The organism is Candidatus Thiodiazotropha sp. AKAK3, from assembly GCF_058244645.1.
The window spans coordinates 1-25495 of the sequence record NZ_JBSYOQ010000023.1 but is presented as its reverse complement, the minus strand read 5'-3'; the positions used below and the strand labels follow the sequence as shown (position 1 = coordinate 25495).

At 48.6% G+C, this 25495-nt stretch carries 23 protein-coding genes, 1 tRNA gene and 1 pseudogene; 16 read left to right on the top strand and 9 right to left on the bottom strand.

What is annotated here, in order from left to right; translation table 11 throughout:
• The first annotated feature begins 110 nt into the window (after positions 1 to 110).
• From AC4IE7_RS03565 to AC4IE7_RS03550, 4 genes are all read left to right on the top strand, one after another.
• Complete coding sequence (locus tag AC4IE7_RS03565) at positions 111 to 836, top strand: response regulator (protein ID WP_490775430.1); 726 nt, start codon at positions 111 to 113, stop codon at positions 834 to 836.
• Entirely contained in the window at positions 833 to 2143 is a 1311-nt protein-coding gene (locus AC4IE7_RS03560) for an ATP-binding protein (RefSeq protein WP_490775429.1), read from the top strand. Before AC4IE7_RS03565 ends, AC4IE7_RS03560 begins: the two co-directional genes overlap by 4 nt.
• Positions 2144 to 2333: 190 nt before the next feature.
• Positions 2334 to 3047, top strand: a complete 714-nt coding sequence (locus AC4IE7_RS03555; protein WP_490775428.1) for a DUF2202 domain-containing protein — start codon at positions 2334 to 2336, stop codon at positions 3045 to 3047.
• Between the two features lie 828 nt (positions 3048 to 3875).
• Positions 3876 to 4550, top strand: coding sequence for a hypothetical protein (locus tag AC4IE7_RS03550; protein WP_490775427.1), 675 nt, complete (start codon positions 3876 to 3878; stop codon positions 4548 to 4550).
• A gap of 106 nt (positions 4551 to 4656) precedes the next feature.
• Here the strand turns inward: AC4IE7_RS03550 and AC4IE7_RS03545 are convergent.
• Positions 4657 to 4782, bottom strand: a pseudogene (locus AC4IE7_RS03545) (alpha-amylase family glycosyl hydrolase); the annotation flags it as partial.
• A gap of 49 nt (positions 4783 to 4831) precedes the next feature.
• Entirely contained in the window at positions 4832 to 5269 is a 438-nt protein-coding gene (locus tag AC4IE7_RS03540) for a glutathione S-transferase N-terminal domain-containing protein (protein WP_490775426.1), read from the bottom strand.
• Positions 5270 to 6097: 828 nt separating this feature from the next.
• Here AC4IE7_RS03540 and AC4IE7_RS03535 point away from each other — a divergent pair.
• Entirely contained in the window at positions 6098 to 6376 is a 279-nt protein-coding gene (locus tag AC4IE7_RS03535) for a CopG family ribbon-helix-helix protein (RefSeq protein ID WP_490775425.1), read from the top strand.
• Positions 6377 to 6885: 509 nt separating this feature from the next.
• Here AC4IE7_RS03535 and AC4IE7_RS03530 read toward each other — a convergent pair.
• The 5 genes from AC4IE7_RS03530 to rpsU form a co-directional block, all read right to left on the bottom strand.
• Positions 6886 to 6962 (bottom strand) — tRNA-Ile (locus tag AC4IE7_RS03530).
• Positions 6963 to 7033: 71 nt separating this feature from the next.
• Complete coding sequence (gene rpoD, locus AC4IE7_RS03525) at positions 7034 to 8875, bottom strand: RNA polymerase sigma factor RpoD (RefSeq protein ID WP_490775424.1); 1842 nt, start codon at positions 8873 to 8875, stop codon at positions 7034 to 7036.
• Between the two features lie 102 nt (positions 8876 to 8977).
• On the bottom strand, positions 8978 to 10747 hold the full coding sequence (gene dnaG / locus AC4IE7_RS03520) for a DNA primase (RefSeq protein WP_490775423.1): 1770 nt from the start codon (positions 10745 to 10747) through the stop codon (positions 8978 to 8980).
• 72 nt (positions 10748 to 10819) lie between these two features.
• Positions 10820 to 11263, bottom strand: coding sequence for a GatB/YqeY domain-containing protein (locus tag AC4IE7_RS03515; protein WP_490775422.1), 444 nt, complete (start codon positions 11261 to 11263; stop codon positions 10820 to 10822).
• 24 nt (positions 11264 to 11287) lie between these two features.
• Positions 11288 to 11503 (bottom strand): 30S ribosomal protein S21, encoded by a 216-nt coding sequence (gene rpsU / locus AC4IE7_RS03510; RefSeq protein WP_490775421.1) that lies wholly within the window; start codon positions 11501 to 11503, stop codon positions 11288 to 11290.
• A gap of 120 nt (positions 11504 to 11623) precedes the next feature.
• Between rpsU and tsaD the strand changes: the two genes are divergently transcribed.
• Positions 11624 to 12655 (top strand): tRNA (adenosine(37)-N6)-threonylcarbamoyltransferase complex transferase subunit TsaD, encoded by a 1032-nt coding sequence (tsaD, locus tag AC4IE7_RS03505; protein WP_490775481.1) that lies wholly within the window; start codon positions 11624 to 11626, stop codon positions 12653 to 12655.
• A gap of 118 nt (positions 12656 to 12773) precedes the next feature.
• On the opposite strand, the gene epmB is transcribed toward tsaD, so the two are convergent.
• Positions 12774 to 13814 carry an EF-P beta-lysylation protein EpmB gene (epmB, locus tag AC4IE7_RS03500; RefSeq protein ID WP_490775420.1) on the bottom strand — a complete coding sequence of 347 codons (1041 nt, stop codon included), beginning with the start codon at positions 13812 to 13814 and terminating at the stop codon, positions 12774 to 12776.
• On the opposite strand from epmB, the gene efp reads away from it, so the two are divergent.
• From efp to AC4IE7_RS03475, 5 genes are all read left to right on the top strand, one after another.
• Positions 13813 to 14385, top strand: coding sequence for an elongation factor P (gene efp / locus AC4IE7_RS03495; RefSeq protein WP_490775419.1), 573 nt, complete (start codon positions 13813 to 13815; stop codon positions 14383 to 14385). The genes epmB and efp overlap by 2 nt on opposite strands.
• A 46-nt stretch (positions 14386 to 14431) precedes the next feature.
• Positions 14432 to 15412: an EF-P lysine aminoacylase EpmA gene (gene epmA, locus AC4IE7_RS03490; protein ID WP_490775418.1), complete on the top strand. Its 981-nt coding sequence runs from the start codon at positions 14432 to 14434 to the stop codon at positions 15410 to 15412.
• A 97-nt stretch (positions 15413 to 15509) separates the two neighbouring features.
• Complete coding sequence (locus AC4IE7_RS03485; protein ID WP_490775417.1) at positions 15510 to 16460, top strand: lipase family protein; 951 nt, start codon at positions 15510 to 15512, stop codon at positions 16458 to 16460.
• A 127-nt stretch (positions 16461 to 16587) separates the two neighbouring features.
• The gene (locus tag AC4IE7_RS03480; protein ID WP_490775416.1) at positions 16588 to 17304 is read left to right on the top strand and encodes a hypothetical protein; all 717 of its coding nucleotides are present in this window, start codon (positions 16588 to 16590) and stop codon (positions 17302 to 17304) included.
• 227 nt (positions 17305 to 17531) lie between these two features.
• Positions 17532 to 18704: a GGDEF domain-containing protein gene (locus AC4IE7_RS03475; protein ID WP_490775415.1), complete on the top strand. Its 1173-nt coding sequence runs from the start codon at positions 17532 to 17534 to the stop codon at positions 18702 to 18704.
• 9 nt (positions 18705 to 18713) lie between these two features.
• Here the strand turns inward: AC4IE7_RS03475 and AC4IE7_RS03470 are convergent, their stop codons facing one another.
• Positions 18714 to 19934: a hypothetical protein gene (locus AC4IE7_RS03470; protein WP_490775414.1), complete on the bottom strand. Its 1221-nt coding sequence runs from the start codon at positions 19932 to 19934 to the stop codon at positions 18714 to 18716.
• A gap of 359 nt (positions 19935 to 20293) precedes the next feature.
• Between AC4IE7_RS03470 and AC4IE7_RS03465 the strand changes: the two genes are divergently transcribed.
• The 5 genes from AC4IE7_RS03465 to AC4IE7_RS03445 all read left to right on the top strand — a co-directional run bounded on the left by AC4IE7_RS03465 (position 20294) and on the right by AC4IE7_RS03445 (position 25343).
• Positions 20294 to 21979: a L,D-transpeptidase family protein gene (locus AC4IE7_RS03465; protein WP_490775413.1), complete on the top strand. Its 1686-nt coding sequence runs from the start codon at positions 20294 to 20296 to the stop codon at positions 21977 to 21979.
• 301 nt (positions 21980 to 22280) lie between these two features.
• Positions 22281 to 22844 (top strand): peptidoglycan L,D-endopeptidase MepK, encoded by a 564-nt coding sequence (gene mepK / locus AC4IE7_RS03460; RefSeq protein WP_490775412.1) that lies wholly within the window; start codon positions 22281 to 22283, stop codon positions 22842 to 22844.
• A 1053-nt stretch (positions 22845 to 23897) separates the two neighbouring features.
• Positions 23898 to 24242, top strand: a complete 345-nt coding sequence (locus AC4IE7_RS03455; RefSeq protein WP_490775411.1) for an ArsR/SmtB family transcription factor — start codon at positions 23898 to 23900, stop codon at positions 24240 to 24242.
• Positions 24239 to 25090, top strand: coding sequence for an arsenite methyltransferase (locus tag AC4IE7_RS03450; RefSeq protein ID WP_490775410.1), 852 nt, complete (start codon positions 24239 to 24241; stop codon positions 25088 to 25090). The genes AC4IE7_RS03455 and AC4IE7_RS03450 overlap by 4 nt, the downstream gene beginning before the upstream one ends.
• A gap of 127 nt (positions 25091 to 25217) precedes the next feature.
• Positions 25218 to 25343, top strand: a complete 126-nt coding sequence (locus AC4IE7_RS03445; RefSeq protein ID WP_490775409.1) for a hypothetical protein — start codon at positions 25218 to 25220, stop codon at positions 25341 to 25343.
• Positions 25344 to 25495: the final 152 nt, after the last annotated feature.

Here is a 25495-nt window from a genome sequence, read left to right as displayed (position 1 = left end):
TGATATCTACTGTAGCTTGTGTAGTGTCTCGTACTGATTTGAGTATTTCAGGTTTAATGTGAAGCTCTCTGTTAGGGGAGCGAAAGTAAAAATGAGCTTATAGTGACGATATGGAATCGCAAAAGATATTGGTCGTAGATGATGACCCGAAACTACTTGATCTTGTTATAAAGTTTCTTAGCCGAGAGGGCTTCCAGGTGGATGGTGTTGGAAGTGGCAAGGCAATGGACAATTATCTTGCTAATCACACAGTTTCTCTCATTGTCCTCGATTTGATGATGCCAGGGGAGGATGGACTCTCGATAGCCCGTCGACTGCGTGCCAACGGCAGCGTGCCTATATTGATGCTCTCTGCCAGAGGTGAGGATATAGACCGCATTATCGGTTTAGAGGTGGGTGCAGATGACTATCTCTCCAAGCCTTTCAATCCAAGAGAACTATCTGCTCGAATTAAAGCGATATTGCGTCGTACTCAAGAGCTGAATCATCAGTCCAATGGTGGCGACCCGCAATCCAGAACTTATCAATTTGGCGATTATCTGCTTAATCTGACCACCAGTAACCTCTCCCGCAATGGACAACATATCAAACTGACATCAGGTGAGTTTTCACTGCTCGAAGTCTTTGTTCAACATCCCAATCGGATGTTGAGCCGGGACCACTTAATTGAGTTGATCAAAGGTTATGAACGATCACCCTTTGATCGCAGCATCGATGTCCGGGTTACCCGTCTTCGTAAAAAGCTTGAGGATAATCCAGACCAGCCAGCATTTATCCGTACAGTTTGGGGGCGTGGTTACATCTTTACCCCTCAAGGGGACGATGTGGCTTTGTGAGAAAGCTCTTTCACAGCGAAACACTATTTGGTCGTACCGCTACGGCCTTTACATTGGCTTTCCTGCTTTTTTCACTGTTTTCATTAGGCTTGGTTGTCTATTTCGTTACCCTGCCATTGAAACAGAGAGCCGCAAGCGATCTCTCAGCGATGGCCGTGCTCGCTGCTCAAATCTGGGTAGAGCTGCCACCTGGCACACGACCAGATTTTGAACGTGAAATGCGAGAGCACCATGACATCACTATTGGATTGTCACGAGGCGAGCCTATGATTGAAGCGCCGCAGGCTTTCTATCTTGAGGGGTTTCTTGAGGCGCTCAAAGGGCGAACAGATAAACAGCATGCCATGTTTATCGATCCTGAAATGCCGAACTGGCGGTGGGTTGAAATCCCTATGGGAGGTCGCAATTTACTAATTGGCTTTGACTCAACCCGTTTCATGATGCGAATACCCTTGACCTTGATCCTTATGGTTGTGGCTGGAACTCTGATCGCAACGGTGACTTCACTGTTAATCGTTCGTCGAATAACCAGACCCCTGGCAGCATTGGCGCAGGCCTCGACACGTATAGGTGAGGGGCGTCAGGGTAAACCTTTACAGGAAAAGGGGGCCAAAGAACTTAGAGATTTGACGCGTAACTTTAACCATATGGAGCAGCAGTTACAGGTGTTGATGGACAACCGGACTGTGATGTTGGCGGGGATTTCCCATGACTTAAGAACTCCTATTGCACGCATGCAACTGGGGTTGGAGCTTGCCGCTGATAAACTCGATGAGGATCAACTGAAAGGTTTACGTGAAGATCTTGATGAGATGAACGGCATCATTTCAGCAACCCTGCAACTATCCAAAGGCATATCTGATGAGGTTGCCAAACAGGCGGAGGTTTGCCAACAGGTCGTAGAGGTTGTGCAAGAGTATCAACAGCAGAGCTATCAGGTCGAATTTCAGGGGCTTTCTGAAATCTACCATGATCTGCCGATTGTTGCTTTTCGGAGGGTATTGCACAATCTGATCGATAACGCGATTCGATATGGTGGGGGAAAACCGGTCAAGGTGAGTTGCCAGAATGTCGAAGGTGCTGTTGCTATTTCGGTTATCGATCAAGGGCCAGGAATCCCAGTTGATCAACGTGAGACCATTCTCCAACCTTTCAAAAGGTTGGATGAGTCCCGTAGCCCCACTTCAGGGGGTAGTGGCCTGGGGCTGGCAATCGTAGACCAGCTTTGTCGTATGAATGGCTGGAGATTAGAGCTGGATGATGGTGAGGATGGCGGTACCATCGCTAGATTGTGGCTTACGGATTGATTCGGGCTGGCCATCTTTAACTCAACCCAACATATCCACGTCCTAAATGTTTCAAACTGTTTCATCACTGATCAATCAAGCAACACCTTGATACAGTAACTATTTCACTGTTCGTTATGATATTCCACATCAGAGGGGGAACCTCAACACCAATGCGAAACACTCGCTAAATCGATAATGGAGTAACATAATGACCAACCAAACATACAAAAAACCACTACTAATAATCCTCCTGTTTATACTCTTTCAATCTCAACTTTCAGTCGCCGGTGGCGGCCAATCTTTCAGGGGTAGAGGAGGGGGTGCAGGGATGCAACAGCAGACTGCAAATCTTGATTTCAATGAGGCGACCCACCTGATATTCATGCGGGAGGAGGAGAAGCTTGCAAGAGACGTCTATACAATGTTGGGAATGATGTACCCTAATTCAGTAGTCTTTGGTCGAATTGATGATTCAGAGCAGGTTCATACAGACAGAGTCAGGCAAACCTTGGATGCCTATGGTGTGGAAGACCCGAACACCAATGATAATCTGGGAATATTCACCGGAGAGTCTTACGGAGAGTATTTCACTGACAAGTATGATGCACTTATCTCTCAGGCGTCGAGCAGTGAGTTGAACGCACTCTATGTTGGCGCCTTAATTGAAGAGTTGGATATGCTCGACATACAACATTGTCCTGATGTTATCCTGGAGCAGGATAATGGCATCGATTCAGATGCGGAATGTGGATTGGTCTATACAGATCAGCCTGATGTAGAGAATCTCTATGAATCCCTCCTCAGAGGTTCAGCCAATCATTTAAGGGGATATGTCAGGGCAATCGAAGCAGTGATTGGCGAAGGGGCATATGCACCCCAACTGTTAAGCCAAGCGGATTTGGATGAGATCCTTGGTCGTTGAGATAGTTAAAGGGTAAAAATCATCTTCTGAAAAGTATGGCACCCTCCAGCTTGTCACTTGATAAGCTGGAGTTTCATTCGATATGAGTGCCCGATCCAGGTGATATAGATCTGACCAATGTGCAGCAACGTCAGTGGAAAGAGACGGCAACTGTAAAACTGAAAAAGAGACAATCACGACCTATTCAGCATGACACTATCGTCATAGTAGCCTGGATGAAGTGCAACGGAATCCGGGAAGATCATCGCACCATTCTCCCCGGATTCCGTTGCACTACATCCAGGCTACCAAATTGGCGTAATCTGGGACATCCAACATTTAAAACTCAAATAATTAATAAATTCTCAGTCTCTCTTTGGGTGTTGTTTGTATGTGGTTTACTGACTGCTGCACTCATATGTTTGTTCCAAATCAAGGCGTGCTTTTGAAGTAATGCTTATTGCCTGTCGAAAAAGCGCAACGCAGAGTCTGGACAGGTCGTAAAGCCCCGTAGGTACAGCATGAATTCAATGCCTGTTTTATAGAACAATCTGAGATAGAGTGAACTTTCCCCCCACGTCCCCGAATTACTGCTTGCCTACAGAAATCAATCCACTTTTATGAGCTGACAAAACTCATGCAACATTTGATAGATAGTCATACAAATCATTTAAACAATTAAGTGAAAAAGAGGTGAACACCGTTATCTTAGATTGGATATTTTATTAATTGCAGAATTAGTGAAAGAACTAAAGAAGACTATGCTATTCTCGCAAGGTATAAGTCATTCTGGTTATTAGAAGTGGTCCGCATACAATATATTTAAAAGTAAAAAAGGGATATTACATAATGAAATTAATGAACACTGTAATGTTTTTGGTGCTTTCATGTTTTTTCTGCCAAGCTCAAGCAATAGAATTTGCAAGCGTTGGTCAAATTGGACCAACTCCACCTTGGAATCCAATGGCTGAGCCCCTCGAAAATATCGACCTTCAAGCAACCGAAGATATCGCAGGAGATTCTATTATGGTTGCCCTAGGTGCAGGTGATCCTGCTTTTGCTGTGGGCGGTCGGATTGTATTAACCCTAACCGGTGGTGCCACATTTGCTGATGTTGCCTATTCCTTAGAACAATGGGCGGGAGGAGCGGGTACAGGCAACTTGAATTTTGCAGTGTTTCAAGTACCAGTACCCAATCCAGGGTCTACGCAAATTGAATTTATACTGCAAGATGATGGCCTTAACCCAATCGCAGCTGAAGATTCATTTATCCTCAGTGGTGCAGTCATTGCTGGACAAGCAAGCAATTTTAACCTACCAGTGATCCCAGGAGTGGATATCAGTCTAGAAGTAGAGGTGTTCGATAATCTCAATGCTTCCAACGGTAACGCTCAAACGATTATATTTGAGAGTAACCTAGCGCCCGTTTCCCGGCCGATACCAACTATCAGTTTTTGGGGATTGGCTGCACTGTCTCTAGTCCTGGTTGGTTTCGCGCGCTATAGACTGCGTGAAGATTCTTAAGAGGAGTATTAACCAGGCATTCCAGGTTAGATCCACTCTCAACCAGTGGCGAGATAAGGCTAGGCGTGACGAAGGTGATACGAGGATAATCATCATTTGGCACTACTTCGTCAAGTAGTGCCTGGCTTTTGAACCGGCCCTCCCAAGTCCCTATACAGTTATCCTCGTCATTGGCCTCTCTTGCGATTCTTACATTGAGGTTTCGCATGAACCAGCTGACATCATAGTGTCTGAGACGCCACTTTTCGATATCTTCTGTAAATTAATCTATGTCGTATTCATTACTGTGTATCAATCTCAACAGATTGAATAACTTCAGTTTCTCGCTTCGATGCATCAATCCATTCAATGATGCTCGGATGATTCAATACACTCTTCATATATCTCTCTTCAATGGCTGGAAGAGGAATACTATAACCATAAAACCGAATGGCTATAGAGCGCTCATGGGGATCGACTGGCCATCCATGGTTTTCAAGATACTGCTCTGATATATATTCGAGAATGGATAAAGAGTCCCATATGACCAACTCATTGTCTTTCAATATCGGAACTTTGTAGTCTGAATTGTAATCAGATAATTCTTCGTCTGTTGTTTGTGAGAAGAGCGGAACCTTTTTCTCTTGGAAGTCTATATGATGATGCTTCAACAAAATCCAGGGCCTGAGTGACCAGGATGAATAGTTTTTATTCCCTATTATGAGCGTTAGATTTGACATATGTTAAGCCTTTATTCGTATTTGTAGATCAGAACAACGGCAACGCTTGTAAACTACAATTTGTATAAATAGATTTAAGTGCAGAGATTTAAATATTATAAATAAACACAGATTTAATCTGTCGTGGTTTGTATAACTAGGCGCTTACTTTGATAGGAAGAGTTTAGGCACTCAATTTAACTAAAAAAAGTTCGTATATAAAATAGGACGTAGGATGCGGTGAGGCACGAACCGCATCAATAACAGAATGCAGCGATTCACAAACATCAATGATGCGGTTCATGCCTCACCACATCCTTCGTAATAATCTTACCGTACGTTACGAGTTGGTACTTGGACTGGGGTGCCAATCATCGGCTTTAGCGTGATGGCTGCGGATGTCAGCTCAACTCAGCTCAGGTAGGCGAGACGGTTGAGCTCATACGAAGGGTTAATCGGAATTAGATCACTTAGCAGAAATAGAATCGGTTCCATGAGTCATTAGCTCATTGATAATAGAGTGGGGTGAGTGAAACTAATCTAAACATATATTACTTGGTGGGCTCACTAGGACTCGAACCCAGGGTCAAGGGATTCTGATTTTACCTAAAGAACAATAAGTTATTGTTAAGTACGAGAAAGTTACCCTAATCTAGCGAAACTGAAAGAACCTTATATACAGTAACTTAGCGTAATTTGGCGTAGATGGGCAAAACTAACGGATGTACCGCTGCTGTACCAGGTCCGGCTTTTACGCGCGCCCATTAAGGACGACCGTGGGAATGGACGGCGGAGAAGGTGATAGCTATAGTAGTAAGAGGTATTACCTTTGACTATAGAGGTCGTAGTATGGCTAAAGCAACATCCATCAAGCTTGATGACGAGTTGAAAGGGCGTGTTCAGCGCCTGGCGGAAGCACGTCGACGCTCTTCGCACTGGATCATGCGCGAGGCTATTGCTCAGTACGTCGAGCGCGAGGAAGCACGCGAGAGCTTCAAGCAAGAAGCCTTGGCCTCCTGGGCGGCCTACAAGGAAACGGGCCGCCACCTGACCGGCGAGGAAGTTCGCACCTGGCTGAGCACCTGGGGCACCGATGACGAAACGGTGGTGCCTGAGTGCCACGAGTAATTGTTACCGAAGGCGCAGCAGAAGGAGGCAGGCTATTCATGAAAACCAACCAAAGCTATGAGGACAGTCAGAGCGCCGAGGTAGATCGGCAAAAGATTAGCGGTGAAAGCCTGCTACTTGGTAAGGAATAGCGATCTGCAAGACCCCGAGTCATAGGCTTGGTGCATGTGCAGATGTCTTTTGTGCGGAACTTGGGAGATCCTGTCTATCACTGAGGAGAGTGCCGTTGGAGGAAAGCGCAAGCATTAGCTCCTCGAAATAGCGTTCCACTCTGTGTCAAACGGGTTGGCTGACATTTTAGTGGGCAGGTGTCGAGTAATGGGGGGGTCTGCCTCATACCACAACAGGATTCACATTGGTTGGCATCTGGCATTTGTTTTTGAATAGGACGTAGGATGCGGTGAGGCGCGAACCGCATCAATAACAGAATGCAGCGATTCACAAACATCAATGATGCGGTTCATGCCGCAAAACATCCTGCGTAATAAGCTTACCGCACGTTACGAGTTTGGTGGGCCCACTAGGACTCGAACCTAGGACCAAGGGATTATGAGTCCCCTGCTCTAACCAACTGAGCTATGGGCCCGAAAACGGCGGGATTTTAGCAGATAGCAACACCTTTGGTATAGGTGGTATTGCTACTGCTATCCGTATTTTTTAATCGTTATCGAGGAAACTGCGGAGTCTGTCGGAGCGGGAAGGGTGGCGCAGTTTGCGCAACGCTTTGGCTTCGATCTGACGGATACGTTCACGGGTGACGTCGAACTGCTTGCCAACCTCTTCGAGGGTATGGTCGGTGTTCATGTCGATACCGAAACGCATGCGCAACACTTTGGCTTCGCGGCTGGTAAGGCCGGCGAGCATGTTTTGGGTTGCTTCTCCAAGTCCTTCTGCGGTGGCAGACTCGATCGGGGATACCACGCCGGAATCTTCAATGAAGTCACCCAGGTGGGAATCTTCGTCGTCACCGATTGGGGTCTCCATGGAGATCGGCTCTTTGGCGATCTTCAATACCTTGCGGATCTTGTCCTCTGGCATCTCCATACGCTCTGCCAGCTCTTCCGGGGTGGCCTCGCGACCCATCTCCTGGATCATCTGGCGCGAAATGCGGTTGAGCTTGTTGATTGTCTCAATCATGTGCACTGGAATACGGATAGTACGGGCCTGATCCGCAATGGAGCGGGTGATGGCCTGACGAATCCACCAGGTGGCGTAGGTTGAGAACTTGTAGCCGCGACGGTATTCGAACTTATCCACCGCTTTCATCAAGCCGATGTTGCCTTCCTGGATCAGGTCGAGGAACTGCAGGCCGCGGTTTGTGTACTTCTTGGCGATAGAGATAACCAGTCGCAGGTTGGCTTCGACCATCTCTTTTTTGGCTCGACGAGCCTTCGCTTCACCAATCGACATTTTGCGATTGGTCTCTTTGATTTCGCTGATGCTCAGCTGGCAGTCGCTTTCGATGGAGACAAGACGCTTTTGCGCGCGCAGGATCTCCTCTTCGTGCTCTTTCAGAGCCTCAGCATAGGATTTGCCGCTGTTGATCTGTGCGCCAATCCAATCAAGGTTGGTCTCATTATCTGGAAATGAGGAGATGAACTCTTTACGTGGCATGCGAGCTTTGTTCACGCAGAGCTGCATGACAATACGCTCTTGATTACGAATGCGCTCAATGATGTCTCGCAGGGTGTAAACCAGCAGATTGAATGTTGCGGGCACCAATTTGAACTCAAGAAATGTCTCGGAGACCGAGTCTGCTGCTTTCTGGGTTTTAGCGCCGGAGCGGCCGTGCTTCTTGAGGGCTGTGCATAGCGTGTTGTAACGTTTGCGCAGCTCTTTGGCTTTGGCTGCAACCTCTTCAGGATCTGGACCGGTGTTTTCCGGTTCCTCGTCCTCATCATCGTTGCTGTTATTGTCACTGTTGGCCTCGGCGTTCTCTTTTAATGCCTGAGGCTGTACAGGGGTAGGGATCTCATCTGGTTCGTTGGGGTCGATGAATCCACTGGTGATATCAGCCAGTCTGGCTTCGCCTTCTTCTACCTTCTCCAGTTGTGTGCAGAGCAGATTAACTGTCGTCGGGAAGGTGGCCAGGGCTGCTGAGACTTGATTCAGTCCCTCTTCGATGCGCTTGGCAATGCGTAGCTCACCTTCACGAGTGAGTAGCTCCACTGTACCCATTTCACGCATGTACATGCGCACCGGGTCGGTGGTACGTCCAAATTCACTGTCAACGCTTGCAAGAGCCGCAGCTGCAGCTTCAGCCGCATCTTCATCGGCCGAAACGGCATTGTCACTGAGGTTTGTGTCTTCTAAGTCAGGAGCAGACTCATGGACAGTGATACCCATATCGTTGATCATCCTTATGATGTCTTCGATCTGTTCGGGTTCAACTATACCTTCAGGTAGGTGATCGTTAACTTCCGCGTAGGTGAGGAAACCTTGTTCCTTACCTTTTGCAATCAGTTGTTTTAATTGAGATTGCTGCTGTTCCTGGTTCATCTTCTACCTTGTTATCAGACGAGGTTGGGAATGCCGAGACTGAACTCGCCATATTAGCACATTTTTATATAGTTGCACTAGTTACAGATAGGGTGGTTTAAATTAAGATTCTGTATCATCCTGTTGTATCTTTCCTGGAAAACGCCGTTTTATCTCTTCAATCTGCTCTTCAGACAGCTCGCTGGGGGGTATATTCCCCAAATGTGGTCTGGCTTGTTTGTGATATTGTTCGTTCAACCTGTGAAGTGCGTCACGAAATTCTGCCTCTTGATCCATCCCTGGTAGGTCAAATCTATAGTTTGCCTGGGTCAATTTATTGAGATGGGTGAAGTACTTTGTGTCACGCCACCGTTCTATCAAGGCTGCCTTACTAAGCGTAGGTTGCACTCGAATAATTTCAAGTAGTTGCTTCAATAACTCGATTCCAGGGTTATCCCAATTCTGCCACGTAGTGGGTACCTGATCTGCCACCTCATACACATGGGGATGATCCAGCAATAATGCAATAGCAGTTCGAATTGGTGTGGGTGCATGTGGCTTGGCTGGAGCGGTTGTGGCACTGGGTGGTGGTGTGTGGTGGCTCTGCTCTGATTGGCTGGTAGCCTGCAGATGGCCCTGTTTGAGCCCTACCAGCTCTTCCAGGCTTTGATACATCATTTGACGGAACACCCCTTTGGGTAACTTTTCCACTAGGGGCTTGGCTAATTGAGCCAGCTTGGCGCGTCCATCAATTGATGCCATGTGGACTTGATCAGAGAGGTGCTGCAGTAGGAATTCCGATAGGGGTGTGGCCTGTTCGATGCGCTGCGCGAAGGCGTCGCTGCCCTCTTTGCGTACCTGAGTATCAGGATCCTCTCCCTGAGGAAGAAAGAGGAATCTCACTTCACGACCATCGCGCATCAGGGGCAAACTGGTATTGAGCGCTTTCCAGGCGGCATCGCGACCAGCACGGTCACCATCAAAACAGAAGACAACTTCGGAACAGTTTCTGAATATCAGCTCCAGATGTTCCTGGGTGGTGGCTGTACCCAGCGTCGCAACGGCGTTATAGATGCCGTGTTGAGCCAGTGCAACCACGTCCATATAGCCTTCCACAACCAGCAGGTAGGTGATTTTCTGGTTGGCCTGACGTGCCTCATAGAGACCGTAAAGCTCTCTGCCTTTATGAAACAGCAGGGTTTCCGGGGAGTTCAGGTATTTTGGCTTATCGTCTCCCAGAACCCGGCCACCAAAGCCAATTGTTCTGCCTCGGGGATCCCTGATGGGGAAGGTGATCCGGTCTCTGAAGCGATCGTACTGTTTGTTGTTGCTCTCACTGAGTAGGCCGCATTTAAGGAGCTGACCCATGGTTGCGTTGTCGCTGCCCAGATTGCTGGCCAGGGTATCCCAGCCGGGCGGGGCGTAGCCGATGCCGTAACTGGCTGCAATCTGGCCACTCATGCCCCGTGATTTGAGGTATTCGATGGCGGTCGGCCCGTTGGTGTGGTGTTTGAGCTGGTGCTGGTAGAACTGGGCCACTTTTTCCATCAGTGCATAGAGTGGTCGTAAATCCGGACCTTGCTCGTGACTGCCCTCTCTGGGGACTTCCAGGCCTGAGTGTTGTGCCAGCTCTTCCACTGCTTCCACAAAGCCAAGATTGTCATACTCCATGAGAAAACTGATGGCAGAGCCGTGGGCGCCACAACCAAAGCAGTGGTAGAACTGTTTTGTCGGACTGACAGTGAAAGAGGGGGTCTTTTCGTCGTGGAAGGGGCAGCAGGCCTGGAACTCCTTGCCGCTCTTCTTAAGTTGCACGCGCCTGTTGATGATATCGACGATATCAACGCGATTGAGCAATTGATCGATAAACTGTGCGGGGATCTTGCCTGCCATAATTGTCAGATGGCCGCTTGTGTAGTGGTGGCAAGGATAACCGAATATTCGGTGGACTGCCTCAGCTGCTTATCAACCAGCCAGCTTCTGTTTGACCAGGGCGCTTACTTTGCCCATATCGGCACGCCCCTGCATCTCAGGCTTGAGCTTGCCCATGACCTTGCCCATGTCCTGCATGCCAGCTGCACCGACTTCCTGGATGGTGCTTTCGATCATGCTGGATATCTCATCTTCGTCGAGACCGGCAGGCAGGTAGTCCTGGATGATGGCGATTTCACGCTTCTCCTGGTCTGCCAGCTCCTGGCGTCCAGCGGATTCGTATTGATCTACCGAATCCCGGCGCTGCTTGATCATTTTGTCCAGGATGGCTAGAACCTGACTGTCGTCAAGTTCTATTCTCTCATCCACCTCACGCTGTTTGATGGCAGAGGTGATCAGCCGCAAGGTGCCCAAACGGGCCTTATCCTTGGCTTTCATGGCCACCTTGACATCATCTTGGATGCGATTTTTCAACATGAGGGATAGCTACTGATCAGAAGATCAGTATTGACGTTCGAAACGACGGCTCTCACGTGAGACCTTTTTCAGGTTACGCTTAACAGCAGCGGCTGCTTTGCGCTTGCGTTCCCAGGTGGGTTTTTCATAGAACTCACGGCGACGGACTTCGGCAAGTACGCCAGCCTTCTCGCATGAGCGCTTGAAACGACGCATAGCAACTTCAAAAGGTTCGTTCTCTTTAACGTGTACGTTAGGCATCTATGATGTATCCTCGCTTGTTTTAAGCTTCGCCGATCGATCGAAAGGCGGGAATTCTACTCATTGCTACCCCGGTTTGCAAAGGGGTTGTGTAAAAAAATCGGGTTAAATCCACTCTATATGCGTATTTTAGGTATTGAAACCTCCTGTGACGAGACCGGCGTTGCTATTTTCGACCATCAGCAGGGGTTGCTGGCGGAAGCTCTACATAGTCAGATTGCTATTCATTCAGAGTATGGGGGGGTGGTGCCGGAGCTGGCCTCCCGGGACCATGTGCGAAAGGTACTGCCTCTGATTCGTCAGCTTTTCGCTGATGCCGGCATCGAGCCTGAGAGTCTCGATGGGGTGGCCTACACAACCGGGCCGGGTCTGGTTGGTGCTTTGATGGTTGGGGCATCGGTGGGAAGAAGTCTGGCCTGGTCCTGGGGGATTCCAGGGATTGGGGTTCATCATATGGAGGGGCATCTGCTGGCACCGATGCTTGAAGCTGAGCCGCCGGCGTTCCCATTTATAGCCATGTTAGTCTCTGGAGGACATACCCAATTGGTTGAGGTGCAGGGGGTAGGGCGTTACCAATTGATGGGAGATACACTGGATGATGCCGCTGGTGAGGCTTTCGACAAGACAGCAAAGCTACTGGAATTGTCCTATCCAGGTGGACCTGAACTCTCAAAACTGGCTGAGCTGGGTGACCCGAAACGTTATCGTTTTCCCCGACCAATGACTGACCGTCCCGGTCTCGATTTCAGTTTCAGTGGACTGAAGACCTTTGCCTTGAATACCCTGCAGACGGCAACTAAAGAGGAGGGTGGCTCACTTTCAGATCAGACCCGTGCAGATATCGCCCGTGCTTTTGAAGAGGCGGTGGTGGATACCTTGCTAATCAAATGTCGTCGCGCAGTACGTCAAAGCGGAATCACACGCCTGATCATGGCCGGTGGAGTGAGCGCCAATCAGCGCTTGCGAGCGCGTATTGGGGAGATGATGGAGAAGGAAGGCGGTGCTGCATACTATCCCAGACCAAGGTTTTGTACCGACAATGGGGCGATGATCGCCTACGCCGGGTGCCAGCGTTTGATGGCGGGAGAGCGTGCTGATTTGAGCTTTTCAGTCACTCCGAGATGGCCGATGGATGAGCTTAGAGGCTTGTAACACGCCGTACCCCGGGGTCGGAGTCGAATCGAGGGCGGAGTGGCTTGCTAGGGAAGTGCACATGCGTTTTTTCGAGGTAAATTCACGATGCAGGCGCTCTCGACTCCGACCCCTGATGTTAAATAGGCGTTTTTGATGCTTCCCCGGCGATTTCACGAACCATTTTTGGTACCAGGTAACCGGGTAGTCGTTGCAGCAGTTGCTGTTTGAGATCTTCTGCGATCTGCTGCTCCACTTCGAAGTGGGCAGCGCCGGAAACCCGGTCGAGCAGGTGGAGGTAGTAGGGCATGATGCCGACTTCAAACAGCCTCTCACTCAAACTTACCAATGTTTCTGCGTCATCATTGACCCCTTTTAGAAGTACCGATTGATTCAGCAGCGTGATGCGAGAGCGCTTCATCAGGCTACACGCCTCTGCCACTGCTGGTGAGAGTTCCCTGGGGTGGTTGACGTGTAGCACCATAACCGTTTGCAACGGGGTATCCCTCAATAGGTTGAGCAGTGCTGGCGTGATCCGTTGGGGTAGCACCGCGGGAAGGCGGGTGTGCAGTCGCAGGCGTTTGAGTTGCGGCAGGGCGTGTAACTGCTGCAGCATGTTGCTGAGGCGCTGATCATTGATCATTAAAGGGTCGCCGCCGCTGAGAATCACCTCGTTGATTGAGGGCTGCTTCTTCAGGTAATCGATGATCTGCTGCCACTGCTGTGGGGTTGCTGTACCGTTCTGGTATGGATAGTGACGTCGAAAACAGTAGCGACAGTGTATGGCACAGGCCCCGGTGGCCAGTATAAGCACCCGGCCCTGGTACTTATGCAGCAGTCCAGGTTGCTGTTTTGCTACCAGGTCGCCAACTGGATCGGCAACGAAACCGGGGGATTCAATCATCTCTTCACTGCAGGGGAGAACTTGCTGTAGTAAGGGGTCGTCCGGGTCTCCCTTGTTCATCAGAGCAGCGTATTCCCTGGGCAGCTTGATAGAAAATTGGCGCTGGGCCTGGGTTGCGCTGAAGGCGTGATCAGGATCGAGTTGCAGATACGCCAGCAGGCTTGTCAGGTCGCTAAAGCCCTGGGATAGAGCATCTTGCCACACTGATCCCTGCACACCGGCTCTCGACTCAGGTATGATGTGCGCCGCAATTGAATTGTTTCGTGAGGATGACATGGCTAGCTATAGCACCAATGAGTTTAAGGGTGGGTTGAAAATAATGATGGATGGCGACCCCTGCTCTATTATTGAAAACGAATTCGTTAAGCCTGGCAAAGGTCAGGCCTTCAATCGAGTAAAAATACGCAATCTCAAAACCGGCCGGGTTTTGGAAAAGACCTTCAAATCCGGTGAATCTGTGGAAGCTGCTGATGTCCATGAAACCGACATGCAGTACCTCTACAACGACGGTGAGTTCTGGTACTTCATGGATCCTGACAGTTTCGAGCAGGTAAGTGCCGACCAGGCAGCGGTGAGTGATGCTACAAAATGGCTCAAGGAGCAGGACCTCTGTCAGGTGACTCTGTGGAATGGCTCGCCGATTATCGTTGAGCCCCCTAAGTTTGTGGTTTTGAGTGTAGCCGATACAGATCCTGGTCTGAAAGGGGATACTTCAGGCAGTGGTGGAAAACCGGCGACATTAGAGACTGGTGCTGTGGTACGTGTGCCTCTGTTTGTGCAGATTGATGAGCTGATCAAAGTCGACACCCGCTCTGGTGAATATGTCTCTCGTGCCAAGGAAGATTGATCACGATTTGTTTTCACGACAGATCTTGTTTGAGTGATCTCTTGAGATGACCTGGAATGATGATTGGCGGCCCTCGGCCTCCTTTGCAATGATGCGTCGCCGGGCGAAGTTGTTACGTGATATTCGGGACTATTTCTGGCAGGCGGGGGTACTCGAGGTTGAGACCCCTGTCTGCTCCAGATACGCCAACACCGATCCTGCCATCGATTGTTTCACCACCAACTATACCGGGCCAGATGCCGCACAGGGTCTTGCGCTCTATCTACAGACCTCCCCTGAATTTCCAATGAAGCGTCTGCTCTGTGCCGGTAGTGGGCCAATCTATCAAATATGTAAGGCGTTCCGGGATGGTGAGTTGGGTGGTCGGCATAATCCTGAATTTACCCTGTTGGAGTGGTATCGGCCTGAATACGATCACCTCAGATTGATGAATGAAGTGGCTGATTTAGTCAATGCTGTGAGTGATAGAGCCCTGCCGGTGGAGAAGCTGACCTATCGAGAGGCTTTTCAACAATTCCTTCAGATTGATCCACATATCGTTGATATCGAGCAGTTGAGAGCTTGTGCCATTGAAAATAAGCTACCAGGTGTCGAGGATCTTGTATTAGATCGGGATGGCTGGCTCGATCTGTTGCTTAGTCATTTGATCGAACCCCATTTAGGCGAACAGAAGATGACTTTTCTCTACGACTACCCAGCCAGTCAGGCTGCCTTGGCAAAAGTCAGGCAGCAGTCACCTGCGGTAGCCGAACGGTTTGAGCTCTATATGTCAGGCGTTGAGATTGCAAACGGATTCCATGAGCTGGATGATGTGGAAGAACAGAAACGACGCTTCACTGAAGATAATCAGCGCAGACTGGAAGCGGGACGATCATCATTGCCTATGGATGAGTGGTTGCTACAAGGGCTTTCTGAGGGATTGCCCCACTGTTCTGGTGTGGCCTTGGGGTTGGATCGTTTATTGATGGTGTTGTCAGGCTGTGACAAGATCGAGGATGTGATCAGCTTCGGTTTTTTTCGGGCTTGAGCGGTTCAGAGAGCAACCCTGCTAAAATAAATTCTCATCGATTTGTCTACTATGCTTCAGGTCACGCAGAGGACACAAGCAATCAATAGAGGTGCTCTTGATTCACTTTTTCAGAGAAGGGATAGAGCAGGGCAACTCAATGGTTTATGTCGACGATATCCGCAAGCTCAACTCTAGTCGTATTGAGCTGTTGATCGAATGCAGTTTACAGGCCTATAACGCCTTCTCAGAGAGCCAGGCTGACCAGTGTCTTTCAGAAAATGTAACCCCCCCTATGGGATTTGAACTGCTCGACTCCTGGAGTGGTGTGGATGCTCTGTTTGGAGAGGGAAAAAAAGTTGAAACCTATGGCCTGGTATTTCGTTCTGTCGAGGCCCCCTGGCGATATGTTTTTGCTTTTCGTGGTACAGACAGTGTATTGGATATGCTCGATGATTGTGGTGTCGAACCGCAAGCTTTTGTGCCCTTTGACTCTGATGTGGTTGTGCCAGATGAGGTTTGGGTCGAGTCTGGATTCAACGATATTTACAGAGGTGAATATGGCGCTGTGAGTTCGATGCAACAGCAGTTGTTCGCTTTGATTGACAAGTATCTGGCTTCATCAAAGCCTCTCAGTGAAGTCTATATCACTGGCCACAGTCTGGGGGGAGCATTGAGCCAACTGTTCATGCTGGATCTGGCCCTCTCCAGGCCGGAAGTTACTGGTGAGAACATCAATTTTGCATCACCACGTGTAGGCAATGGAGCATTCGTCGATTTTTACCGGACTCAGACACCCGATACAAACCTGAGAGTAGTGAATTTTCATGATGCTGTTCCTAATATGCCCCCTGAAGAGCTAGGATTCAAACACTACCCTGCGGGCTACCTGATTGCTTTTCATGCTAATGACATGCTTGGTAAATTGGATCTCAAGGCTGCGCATTCTAGTGTCAACTATAAGGCGGTCATTGCCTGTGCCGTAAACAGCGGTGATGGCATATGTTGTGACAAGCAACTGCCGGTTGGTGAAAATGTAACGATTCGATGCGATCGGCCAAAAACTTAAGTATTGATGATCTAAACTATCTGGAACAGTGGCCGCAAAGCTTTCATAGCTTTAATGGAACGGTGTACAGTGGTTAGTGGGCCGTTAGGATACCGCTGCTGAATAGCCACAATCAAAGAGGCATGATATGTCGATAATAAAGGATGTTCTGGAAGAAGCAGAAGCGATAGCGGTCAAGTTACATAAGCAGCCAGATGGCTATGATCCAGCAGAGTTGAAAACGCTTGCAGAAATAGCCGATACGATTAGCTGTGGATCTGTATTGCTATGTAGTGGTACAGCAGCAGAGAGTCGATTGATTGAAGAGGTAGATGAGACAGATTTCAGCCACTCTGCGATGATTGTCCGATTTCATGGTGATCCTCAACTCTATCTGTGGACCGCTGATACGATAGATCAGATGGACGATCAGATAGACAAGGAGTCGAATCCGGATCATCCAGGAACCCATCTGTTGATTCTTGCGGACTATGTTGCCAATCTGGACAAGTACTATCCTTCCCCCGATGGTTCAAAATATCGTTTTGCTGTCGCCAGATTGCAGGGGGTAGAGATCGATGAGAAAAGACTCTGGTCAGTGATGTATGACTATGACGGTACACCCTTTCCTCCAACCAAGCAGGAGTTTCTCCATTGGATAGAGGGTCAGGCTGATGTAGATAGCGGTATGTTGAATTCGTTCTGTGCCCAGATGGTGGCCAATACCTACCAGAAAATGGGTTGGCTTAGCAAGAAACACCCACCAAATCACTACAATCCTGGTTCATTTGCCAAGACAGAGACGATCAACAGGGAGTTGATTGGCAGTGCAAGTCTCCAGCAACCTCAATATTTTAAGCTGTAGCGTGATTCACCCAACAGGTGATCATGACTATCGAAGCTATTTTCTACAAAATCAGGAATCAGCCATTAGAATGGAGCGGTCAACTGATTTTTTTAGGTTCAATGTCTGCTCTGGTTATCTGTTCAAGCCAAAGCTTTTCAACTATGATGCGAGCAAGCGAGGGAAGCGCTTTTTATAGCAAGGTGTTCTTTTTTTTTTAGCTTTTTGCAAACCAAACCTATCCTCGCATGACACTCGATATCCCATCCATCTACTTTGTCAGCGTCGTCACCAATCTGGCGATGACCTTTGCTGTGGTGATTGTTGCACTACGTCAGTCAATACCTGGATTGACAAAGCTTGGCTGGGCACTGGTTGCGAATAGCGGTTATTATCTTATGGTCGGTGCCCGAGATGTCATTCCTGAGATCCTGGCAGTCGGTATTGGTAATATGTTGGGGGCATTGACCCTTACCTTGGTTTTAAAGGCTGTGCTCAACATACGTCGTGCACAATTACTCCCTGCACTCTATATCATTCCGGTTGTGCTGATGCTGATTGTGAGCCTCTTGCTGATTGATGACAGGGCGGCCAGACTCATCATCGCTTCGTTTATCCTCAGTTATCAGATTGCTTTGATTCTATGGGCGTTGTTGCGCAAGGGTAATGTTTTCGTCGGGCGCGGCCGGATGATTATGGCCATAGCCTGTGTTGTCGGCATGTCGACTATGACCTATCGAGGTTTATCTTTGTGGTTTGGATGGCATGAGGTTTCGCCATTCCAGTCCAGGGATACTCTGACAACCCTGTTCTACATGATCAACTATCTGGGTATGTTTTTTCTTGCTTTTGGTTTTGTATTGACAACGGTTGAACAGAGCGCTGAACAGAATCGGCGCATGGCCCGCGAAGACCCTTTGACCGGACTCTCAAACCGACGTGCACTCTTTGAAATCATGGATAAGCTATTTGCCAAAGCTGAAACTGATGGTCAGCCGCTAAGCTTGATGATTATAGATGTGGATCTGTTCAAGCAGGTTAATGATCGTCACGGACATCAGGTGGGTGATGTGGTGTTGAAACATGTCGCGACTACCATCAAAGAGCGTCTTCGCAAGGGTGATATTGTTGGACGCATCGGAGGCGAGGAGTTTCTCGTGGTCTTACCTGAAACCCCGCCTGATGGGGCGATACAACTTGCAGAGGAACTGAGGCACTCCATGGCTTCAAAATCGGTTGCCAACAATGGAGATGAGATTGGCGTGACAATCAGTATTGGTCTCTACTGCTCTGGATGTTTGGCATCTTCGCTGACCCCTGATAGTGTCATTGCCTCTGCGGACAATGCCCTCTATCGGGCCAAGAGTAATGGTCGCAACCGGGTTGAGATCAATGAGGTTATCTCCGCCGTTTCCGCATAAACTATCTGTTCACATGCCCATTTTGAAGTGGAGGGATCCGCCCCTCTCTGTATAGTTATGCTTAGGGTGGTTGTACTGCTGATCCTCTCTGAACGAGTGGTAGTAGGAGATGTCAGCTGTAATATCTTTTCCAACAGGGAGGGCGATCGATAGTGACCACTTGTCCTCATCCCGTTTGTTGTTATAGGGGCCGATACCACCGAGTATGGCAACATATAATGGGTCAGCGATAGTTGCATTGGCCTTGTGGATCGATTTTGAGTTTTCTAGAGTCATCTGCCAATCATCCCAACTAATACCAATTGTGACTATATTGCTCTCTTTCCGCTCGGTCAGTTTTTCTGTTGCGGGAAGATAGGGTCGCTGACCTTCGCCATCATGGCGCACAAAATTCAATTCAATTTCAAGACCATTCAATCGACCTGCCAGCTCAATGCCTTTTAAAACATCGTCGCTCTCAAGTGGATTGAAAGAACCCCGATAGGAGCCCCAACCAAAAATGGGAGCAATCAGGGTTATGCCATCCGTTTCACTATTCAGATGGAGACCAGCGGCAATATCGGTATGGTCATAATCAAAACGGTTGTCCGGAAATAGTGGGGTGGTATAGATGTTGTTCTTATTGCCACTGATACTCTTCGTGTGAAGATAGAGCTGGTTGTAAGTGCCTGTTGCTTCAAAGGTGTTTTCAGCTGCATCAACCAGACTGTTATAGTCGACAAATGATGTGTGATGTCTGAGCGTATAGTCGTGGATCTCTCGTTGCCACTCCAGCCTGGCATCAAATTGATCACTGTCATAGTCAATCATTGCGCCAATACCTTCAATGCTAATATGCTTTCCACCCGGCTCATCATCGGTCTTACCCAAATAATCACGAATGCCGAATCCAGCCTTGAATACACCTTCGCCTGTATCCCATTTTGCCCCGTAACGGCATTCTAGGTCGTGTGCTGAGAACGATTTCCAATCAGCATTCCGAACATCAGAGATACCAACGATATTGTTGAACGAATCAATTCTTGTCTCGCCAGTCAGCAAACCTGGTTTACAACGGAAGAGTCCTACTGGCGTTATGAGTGAGGCGGAAACCCCCAAGGTATTGAGGTGGTAGTCGATATCCTGGCGTGTCTTGGTGAAGGCACCGATTGTCAGACTCTCTATAGCTTGCATATCCGCGACCAAAAAGAGAAATAGCAGGGGGAGTATCTGGCGGATTCTTTGTAACATATGAATAGGAAATAGTGGATCTATGTGTGAGTGCGTCGACGACAGTAATAGAGCCTGTAACTAGACACTATTTAAATATAATAATCCAATCTACATTTTTCAGATAGCTGACAGAGTTTAAGGACTCTCAACTTTACCCTGTTATTAGCAGGGCTAAACTGTTTTATTCCCCATTCTCCACTAAGCTTAAGTAAGCATTGATTATTCTGGTTCAGAGGATATGTGTGGGCTAATTTCAGGGAAGAGAGGCTTTATTAGTACTGGCGAAACATCCCGTCTGATATGAGTCGCCTGCCACTCCAGTTTTTCCAGCCAGAAGCTATTAAAGAGATTTTTACGATATTTTACAGTATTGAATCATGATTCAGTATGCGAGTCGTATGGTGGTGCAACTATATAGGCGTTGTCGAATTGGTTTTTTTGTGTTGCTGCTTTTGGCTTCGCTAGGCGTGGCCAATGCCGGCACTCTGGCGGTAGAAAAACAGGGGCTGGTAGTACCTCTGATAACAGATCTGCCTAAAGGGTTAGTGCTCGATTGGCCTCAATTGGAACAGTTTTACGAGACCCAGCAGCAATCGTTTGTCTGGCATGATGAAGGGCAACTCAACGCTCGGGGGAGGATGCTGTTTGAGTGGCTTGCGTCGTCTGTTCAGCAGGGATTGAATCCACGAGACTACCATGTGGATCGATTACGCTATCTGTTAAATAGCTTTCAACCCAGTCATCGCTTTCTTCGTGAACTACTGCTTACTGAAGGTTATCTGCGTCTTGCAAAGGATATGCGCCTTGGCAGTACTGATCCACAACTGGTTGATCCACAGTGGCAACTTGCTGGTGACCAATTTGATCCATTGGCGCTTCTTGTTGACGCACTGCGGGATCACTCACTCTCCGCTTTATTGGCTAAGCTCAAGCCGACAAGTGCCGCTTACTGGCGTCTTGCTCAAGCACTGAATTACTATCGGGCCATTCAGGTCTACGGCGGATGGGATTCACTCCAGGGTGAACAGATACTGCGCCCTGGAGCGCGTCATGCTCATGTCGCTGATCTACGCAGGCGTTTAGAAGTTGAGCAGCGTTGGCCACAACAACCTGTAAATGATGCTGACTATTTTGATCAAAGTTTAGCTGCGGATTTACGCCAATTTCAGCGACGTATGGGCTTGAAAGATGACGGCATTCTTGGCAAGGATACACGCCAGGCGTTGAATGTTTCCGTTGAAACCCGTATCGCTCAAATTCGGCTCAACCTGGAACGTTGGCGTTGGTTACCCAATGAGTTGGCGGCTCGTTATCTGCTGGTCAATACCGCTGGTTTCGAGATTGAGTTGATTGATCAGGGTCGTACACTGTTTCATGTGCGAACAGTAAATGGTCGTAAAGAGCGACAAACCCCATCTTTTAACAGCACGGTCACCCATCTTGTGTTTAATCCTCAGTGGACAGTGCCCAGATCGATTGCAGTTAAGGATATATTGCCGAAGCTACAGTCAGACCATGAATATCTGCAGCATAAACGCATGAGTGTCTACGAGAGGATAGGGGGTGAGTGGCAAGAGGTCGATGCATCACAAATCGACTGGATGGATTACCATGAGGATAACTTCCCCTTTGTGCTAAAGCAGGAAGCCGGGGCAGGTAACAGCCTGGGACGTATTAAATTTCATATGCCTAATCAGCATGATATCTATCTGCACGATACCTCTGCGCCGGGGCTCTTCAATCGCCAGAGTCGCGCCCTCAGTTCAGGTTGTATTCGTGTGGAATCAGCAGATCAACTGGCTCGATTACTGATGCAGGATCATACTACTCAAGAGCTCTCCGTAGATGAGTTACTCGATTCAGATAATACTCACCTGACCTCTCTGGTAAATCCTATAGCTGTCTATCTGACCTACTTTACCAGCTGGGTGGATGAGTCTGGACAGATCCATTTTCGCCCCGATATCTATCATCGGGATTGGCAGTTGATGATGTCCATGGGGGAGGGGATGGGCCATTTTACTGCCGAGTACGCAGCTGCTCCAGCAGGGGCCTCTCTCTGAAGTTAGTTGAAAATAGGGTAAAAGCTACTATTGAAGCAACAAGGCTTGTTGCTTGATAGATAAGCGGCGGTTTATTAAATTTCCACTTCAATAATCCACCACAGATCGATTTAGATCAACATCGGTGTGGCTCGATATTACCTGGTTTCCAATGGGTTAAATCCTTAATGCTCAGTAGGTTACTGTGACCTCAGTCACACGCCCAGCGTACCTGTAGGCTGTTTATTGAACTTTGTCTGGATTTTCTTCAGAAACTGCCGAAAATATCGTCGACTCCTTACTGCAGAGTGAACAAACAGTCATGGCGATTTCTCAAGTTTCAACGGTCAGCCGATTAAGCCGAAGAGCATTTTTAGGTGGATGCCTCTCGGTCGGGGGTATGCTGGTTGCCTCACCGCTGATGGCTGGTTTGATCCAGGAGAATCAACGGACACTCTCTTTTCGCCATACCCATACCGGTGAAAAAGAGAAGATCACCTATTGGCGTGATGGTCACTATCTCAATCAGGAGCTGCAGCAGCTTAATCACTTGTTGAGGGATCACCGAACTGGTGAAATTGCGGCTATGGACACCGGTCTGTTGGATCTGTTGTACGGGTTGCAGCTAAAAGTCGGCAAGAGAGGCGACTATGAGATCATCTCAGCATATCGATCGCCTAAAACAAACCAGATGTTACGCAGCAAGAGCAATGGGGTTGCTAAAAAGAGTTTTCATATGCAGGGAAAGGCAATCGATGTCAGGCTCTGCAACTGTGACTTGAAGTATCTCAGAGAGAGTGCGCTCGCGTTAAAGGCTGGAGGTGTTGGCTACTACCCGAAATCCGGATTTCTACACCTTGATACCGGCCGGGTTCGACGCTGGTAATCCTCTGCTCTATCTGAGCTCCTCCTTAGTTTTTTATATCACATCAGTTGAATGGCACTTTAAACCCAACACCTCCATCATCCCGACACAAGCACACTGTTGTAGAGGGTAAATACAGGAAACTGGTCTGAAGTTGTTGCGGCGCCTGTTTTTAAAGGGTAACCCCCTGAAGCAACTCGGAAGCAGGGGAGACTACAACCCTTATATGAGGTCTTGTTTATCAAGCCCGGTCTACCCAGGATTAGTTTACTGGTGGATCACCTTCTGTCATGACTGTCCTTCCGGTTCTGCTTTTGAGTAAGTCAGTCTAGATCTGTTTTTTGTTGCCTCGGTTCTGATGTGAGATCAGACCATTTTGCCAGATACCGCCTTCTATCCGTTCTGGTCTCGTAAGCCTGCAACTCGTAGCCTGGATGAAGTGCAACGAAATCCAGGAGAGCAGTGCACCAATCATCCCTACTGCCTAGTCCGTAGCCTGGATGGAGTGTAACGGAATCCGGGGGGAACAGCGTACCAACCATCCCGGATTTCGCTGTGCTCCATCCAGGCTACCTGGCTAGAAGAATTTGATTGTAAAAATAAGGCCACTTGATACTGCTTTTGCCTTCAATGGTGGGGCATGGCCCCACCCTACAGTTCGAGCAGTTAGGGGCATGGCTCCACCCTACCTGTCCGTATTGGCGTAGGGTGGGGCCATGCCCCACCGAGAAGTCAAGTTGATCAACTGGTAAGGGTGGTGGCAAGTTTCGAAGTGCCTGCAGGGGGTTGTAATGTTACTCCTCAAGATGCGGCCGACGCTCTGCAGCCGCTACTTGCTGAGAGCTGGCAGGATACTGCCTAGTCCGTAGCCTGGATGGAGTGAAACGGAATCCGGGGGGTAACAGCGTACCAACCATCCCGGATTTCGCTGTGCTCCATCCAGGCTACCTTGCTTGAATTTATTCCGGTTTATGAAAAGCGAAGAAAATCTTCAAAAGTAGTTTCCATTCACTTCAGCAGCTATTTTCTTAAAAGGTATTGTCATTTACAGTTTTGTCTTCTATAGTTCGAAATATGTCGAAGTATAGAAAAGATGATGGTGAGTTGGCTGAGATGTTCAAGGCTTTGGGTAATTCCCATCGGCTGCAGATCTTTAAGCGCTTGAGCAGTTGCTGTCAGCCTGGTACCCGTTGTGACTTAGAGCAGGCTATGTCGTTCAGTGTAGGAGAGTTGGGCGAAGGACTTGGAATAGCCCCTTCAACACTCTCACACCACCTTAAAGAGCTGCACCGATCGGGATTGATCGAAATGGAGCGGCAGGGAAAGCGCGTAGTTTGCTGGATCGATCCTGAGACGCTTACAAGTCTCGGTAACTTTTTCAAAAACGAATTCCGAGTAACACCTGGAGAAGATTTATGACTGAGAAAACAAGCTGTTGTGGAACAGAGTCAAAACATGAAGCTGGTGATGATAGCCATCGTCAACAAGTGCGAGAAGCCTATACTCAGGTTGCCATTGCCAACAATGAAGGCGATTGCTGTGGGGTTGAGTCAAGTTGCTGTGGTGTGTCTGACGATGCCTCGATCAATACTCTGATTTCAACCCGTCTTGGATATAGCGAGAGTGACCTCCAGCATGTGCCAAAAGGTGCAGATATGGGACTGGGGTGTGGTAACCCTAAGGCAATTGCATCTTTACAGCCAGGAGAGACCGTTGTGGATCTGGGCTCGGGTGGTGGTTTCGATTGCTTTCTGGCCGCAGCTGAAGTGGGGGAAGAGGGGGCTGTGATCGGTGTCGATATGACCCCTGAAATGTTATCTAAAGCCCGAAGTAATGCTGAAAAAGGAAACTACAACAATGTTGAGTTCCGCCTCGGTGAGATAGAGGCATTGCCGATTGCGGATAACACCGCAGATGTGATCATTTCAAACTGTGTAATCAATTTATCACCAGACAAGGCAAGGGTCTTCAAAGACGCACATAGGGTATTAAAACCAGGTGGCCGTTTGGCGATCTCCGATGTTGTGGCAACTGTGGAGTTACCTGAAGAGATGCGAAATGATCCTCAGCTTATCGCAGGTTGTATGGGGAATGCTTCATTGATTGGAACCCTGGAGGGGTGGATAGAAGCGGCAGGTTTTGAATCCATTCGCATCCAGCCCAAAGATGAATCACGGGATTTTATTCGTGATTGGGCACCGGGGCGTGGTGTTGAGGATTATGTGGTCTCGGCAACCATTGAGGCGATAAAGCCGATAAATGGGTAGTTCTAGAAGATTTTGATTGTAAAAAAAGGCTGATTGATACTACTTTTCACCTTCAATGGTGGGGCATGGCCCCACCCTACCTCTTCATATTGGCGTAGGGTGGGGCCTTGCCCCACCGAGAAGTCAAATGGATCAACTGGTGAGGGCGGTGGCAATTTTCGAAGTGCCTGCAGGGGTTGGTAATGTTACTCCTCAAGATGCGGCTGACGCTCTGCAGCCGCTACTTGCTGAGAGCTGGCAGGTTACTGCCTAGTCCGTAGCCTGGATGGAGTGTAACGGAATCCGGGGGGAACAGAGTACCAACCATCCCGGATTCCGCTGTGCTCCATCCAGGCTACCGAGCTAGAAGGTTTTTGATTGTAAAAAAGGCCGATTGATACTGCTTTTTACCTTCAATGGTGGGGC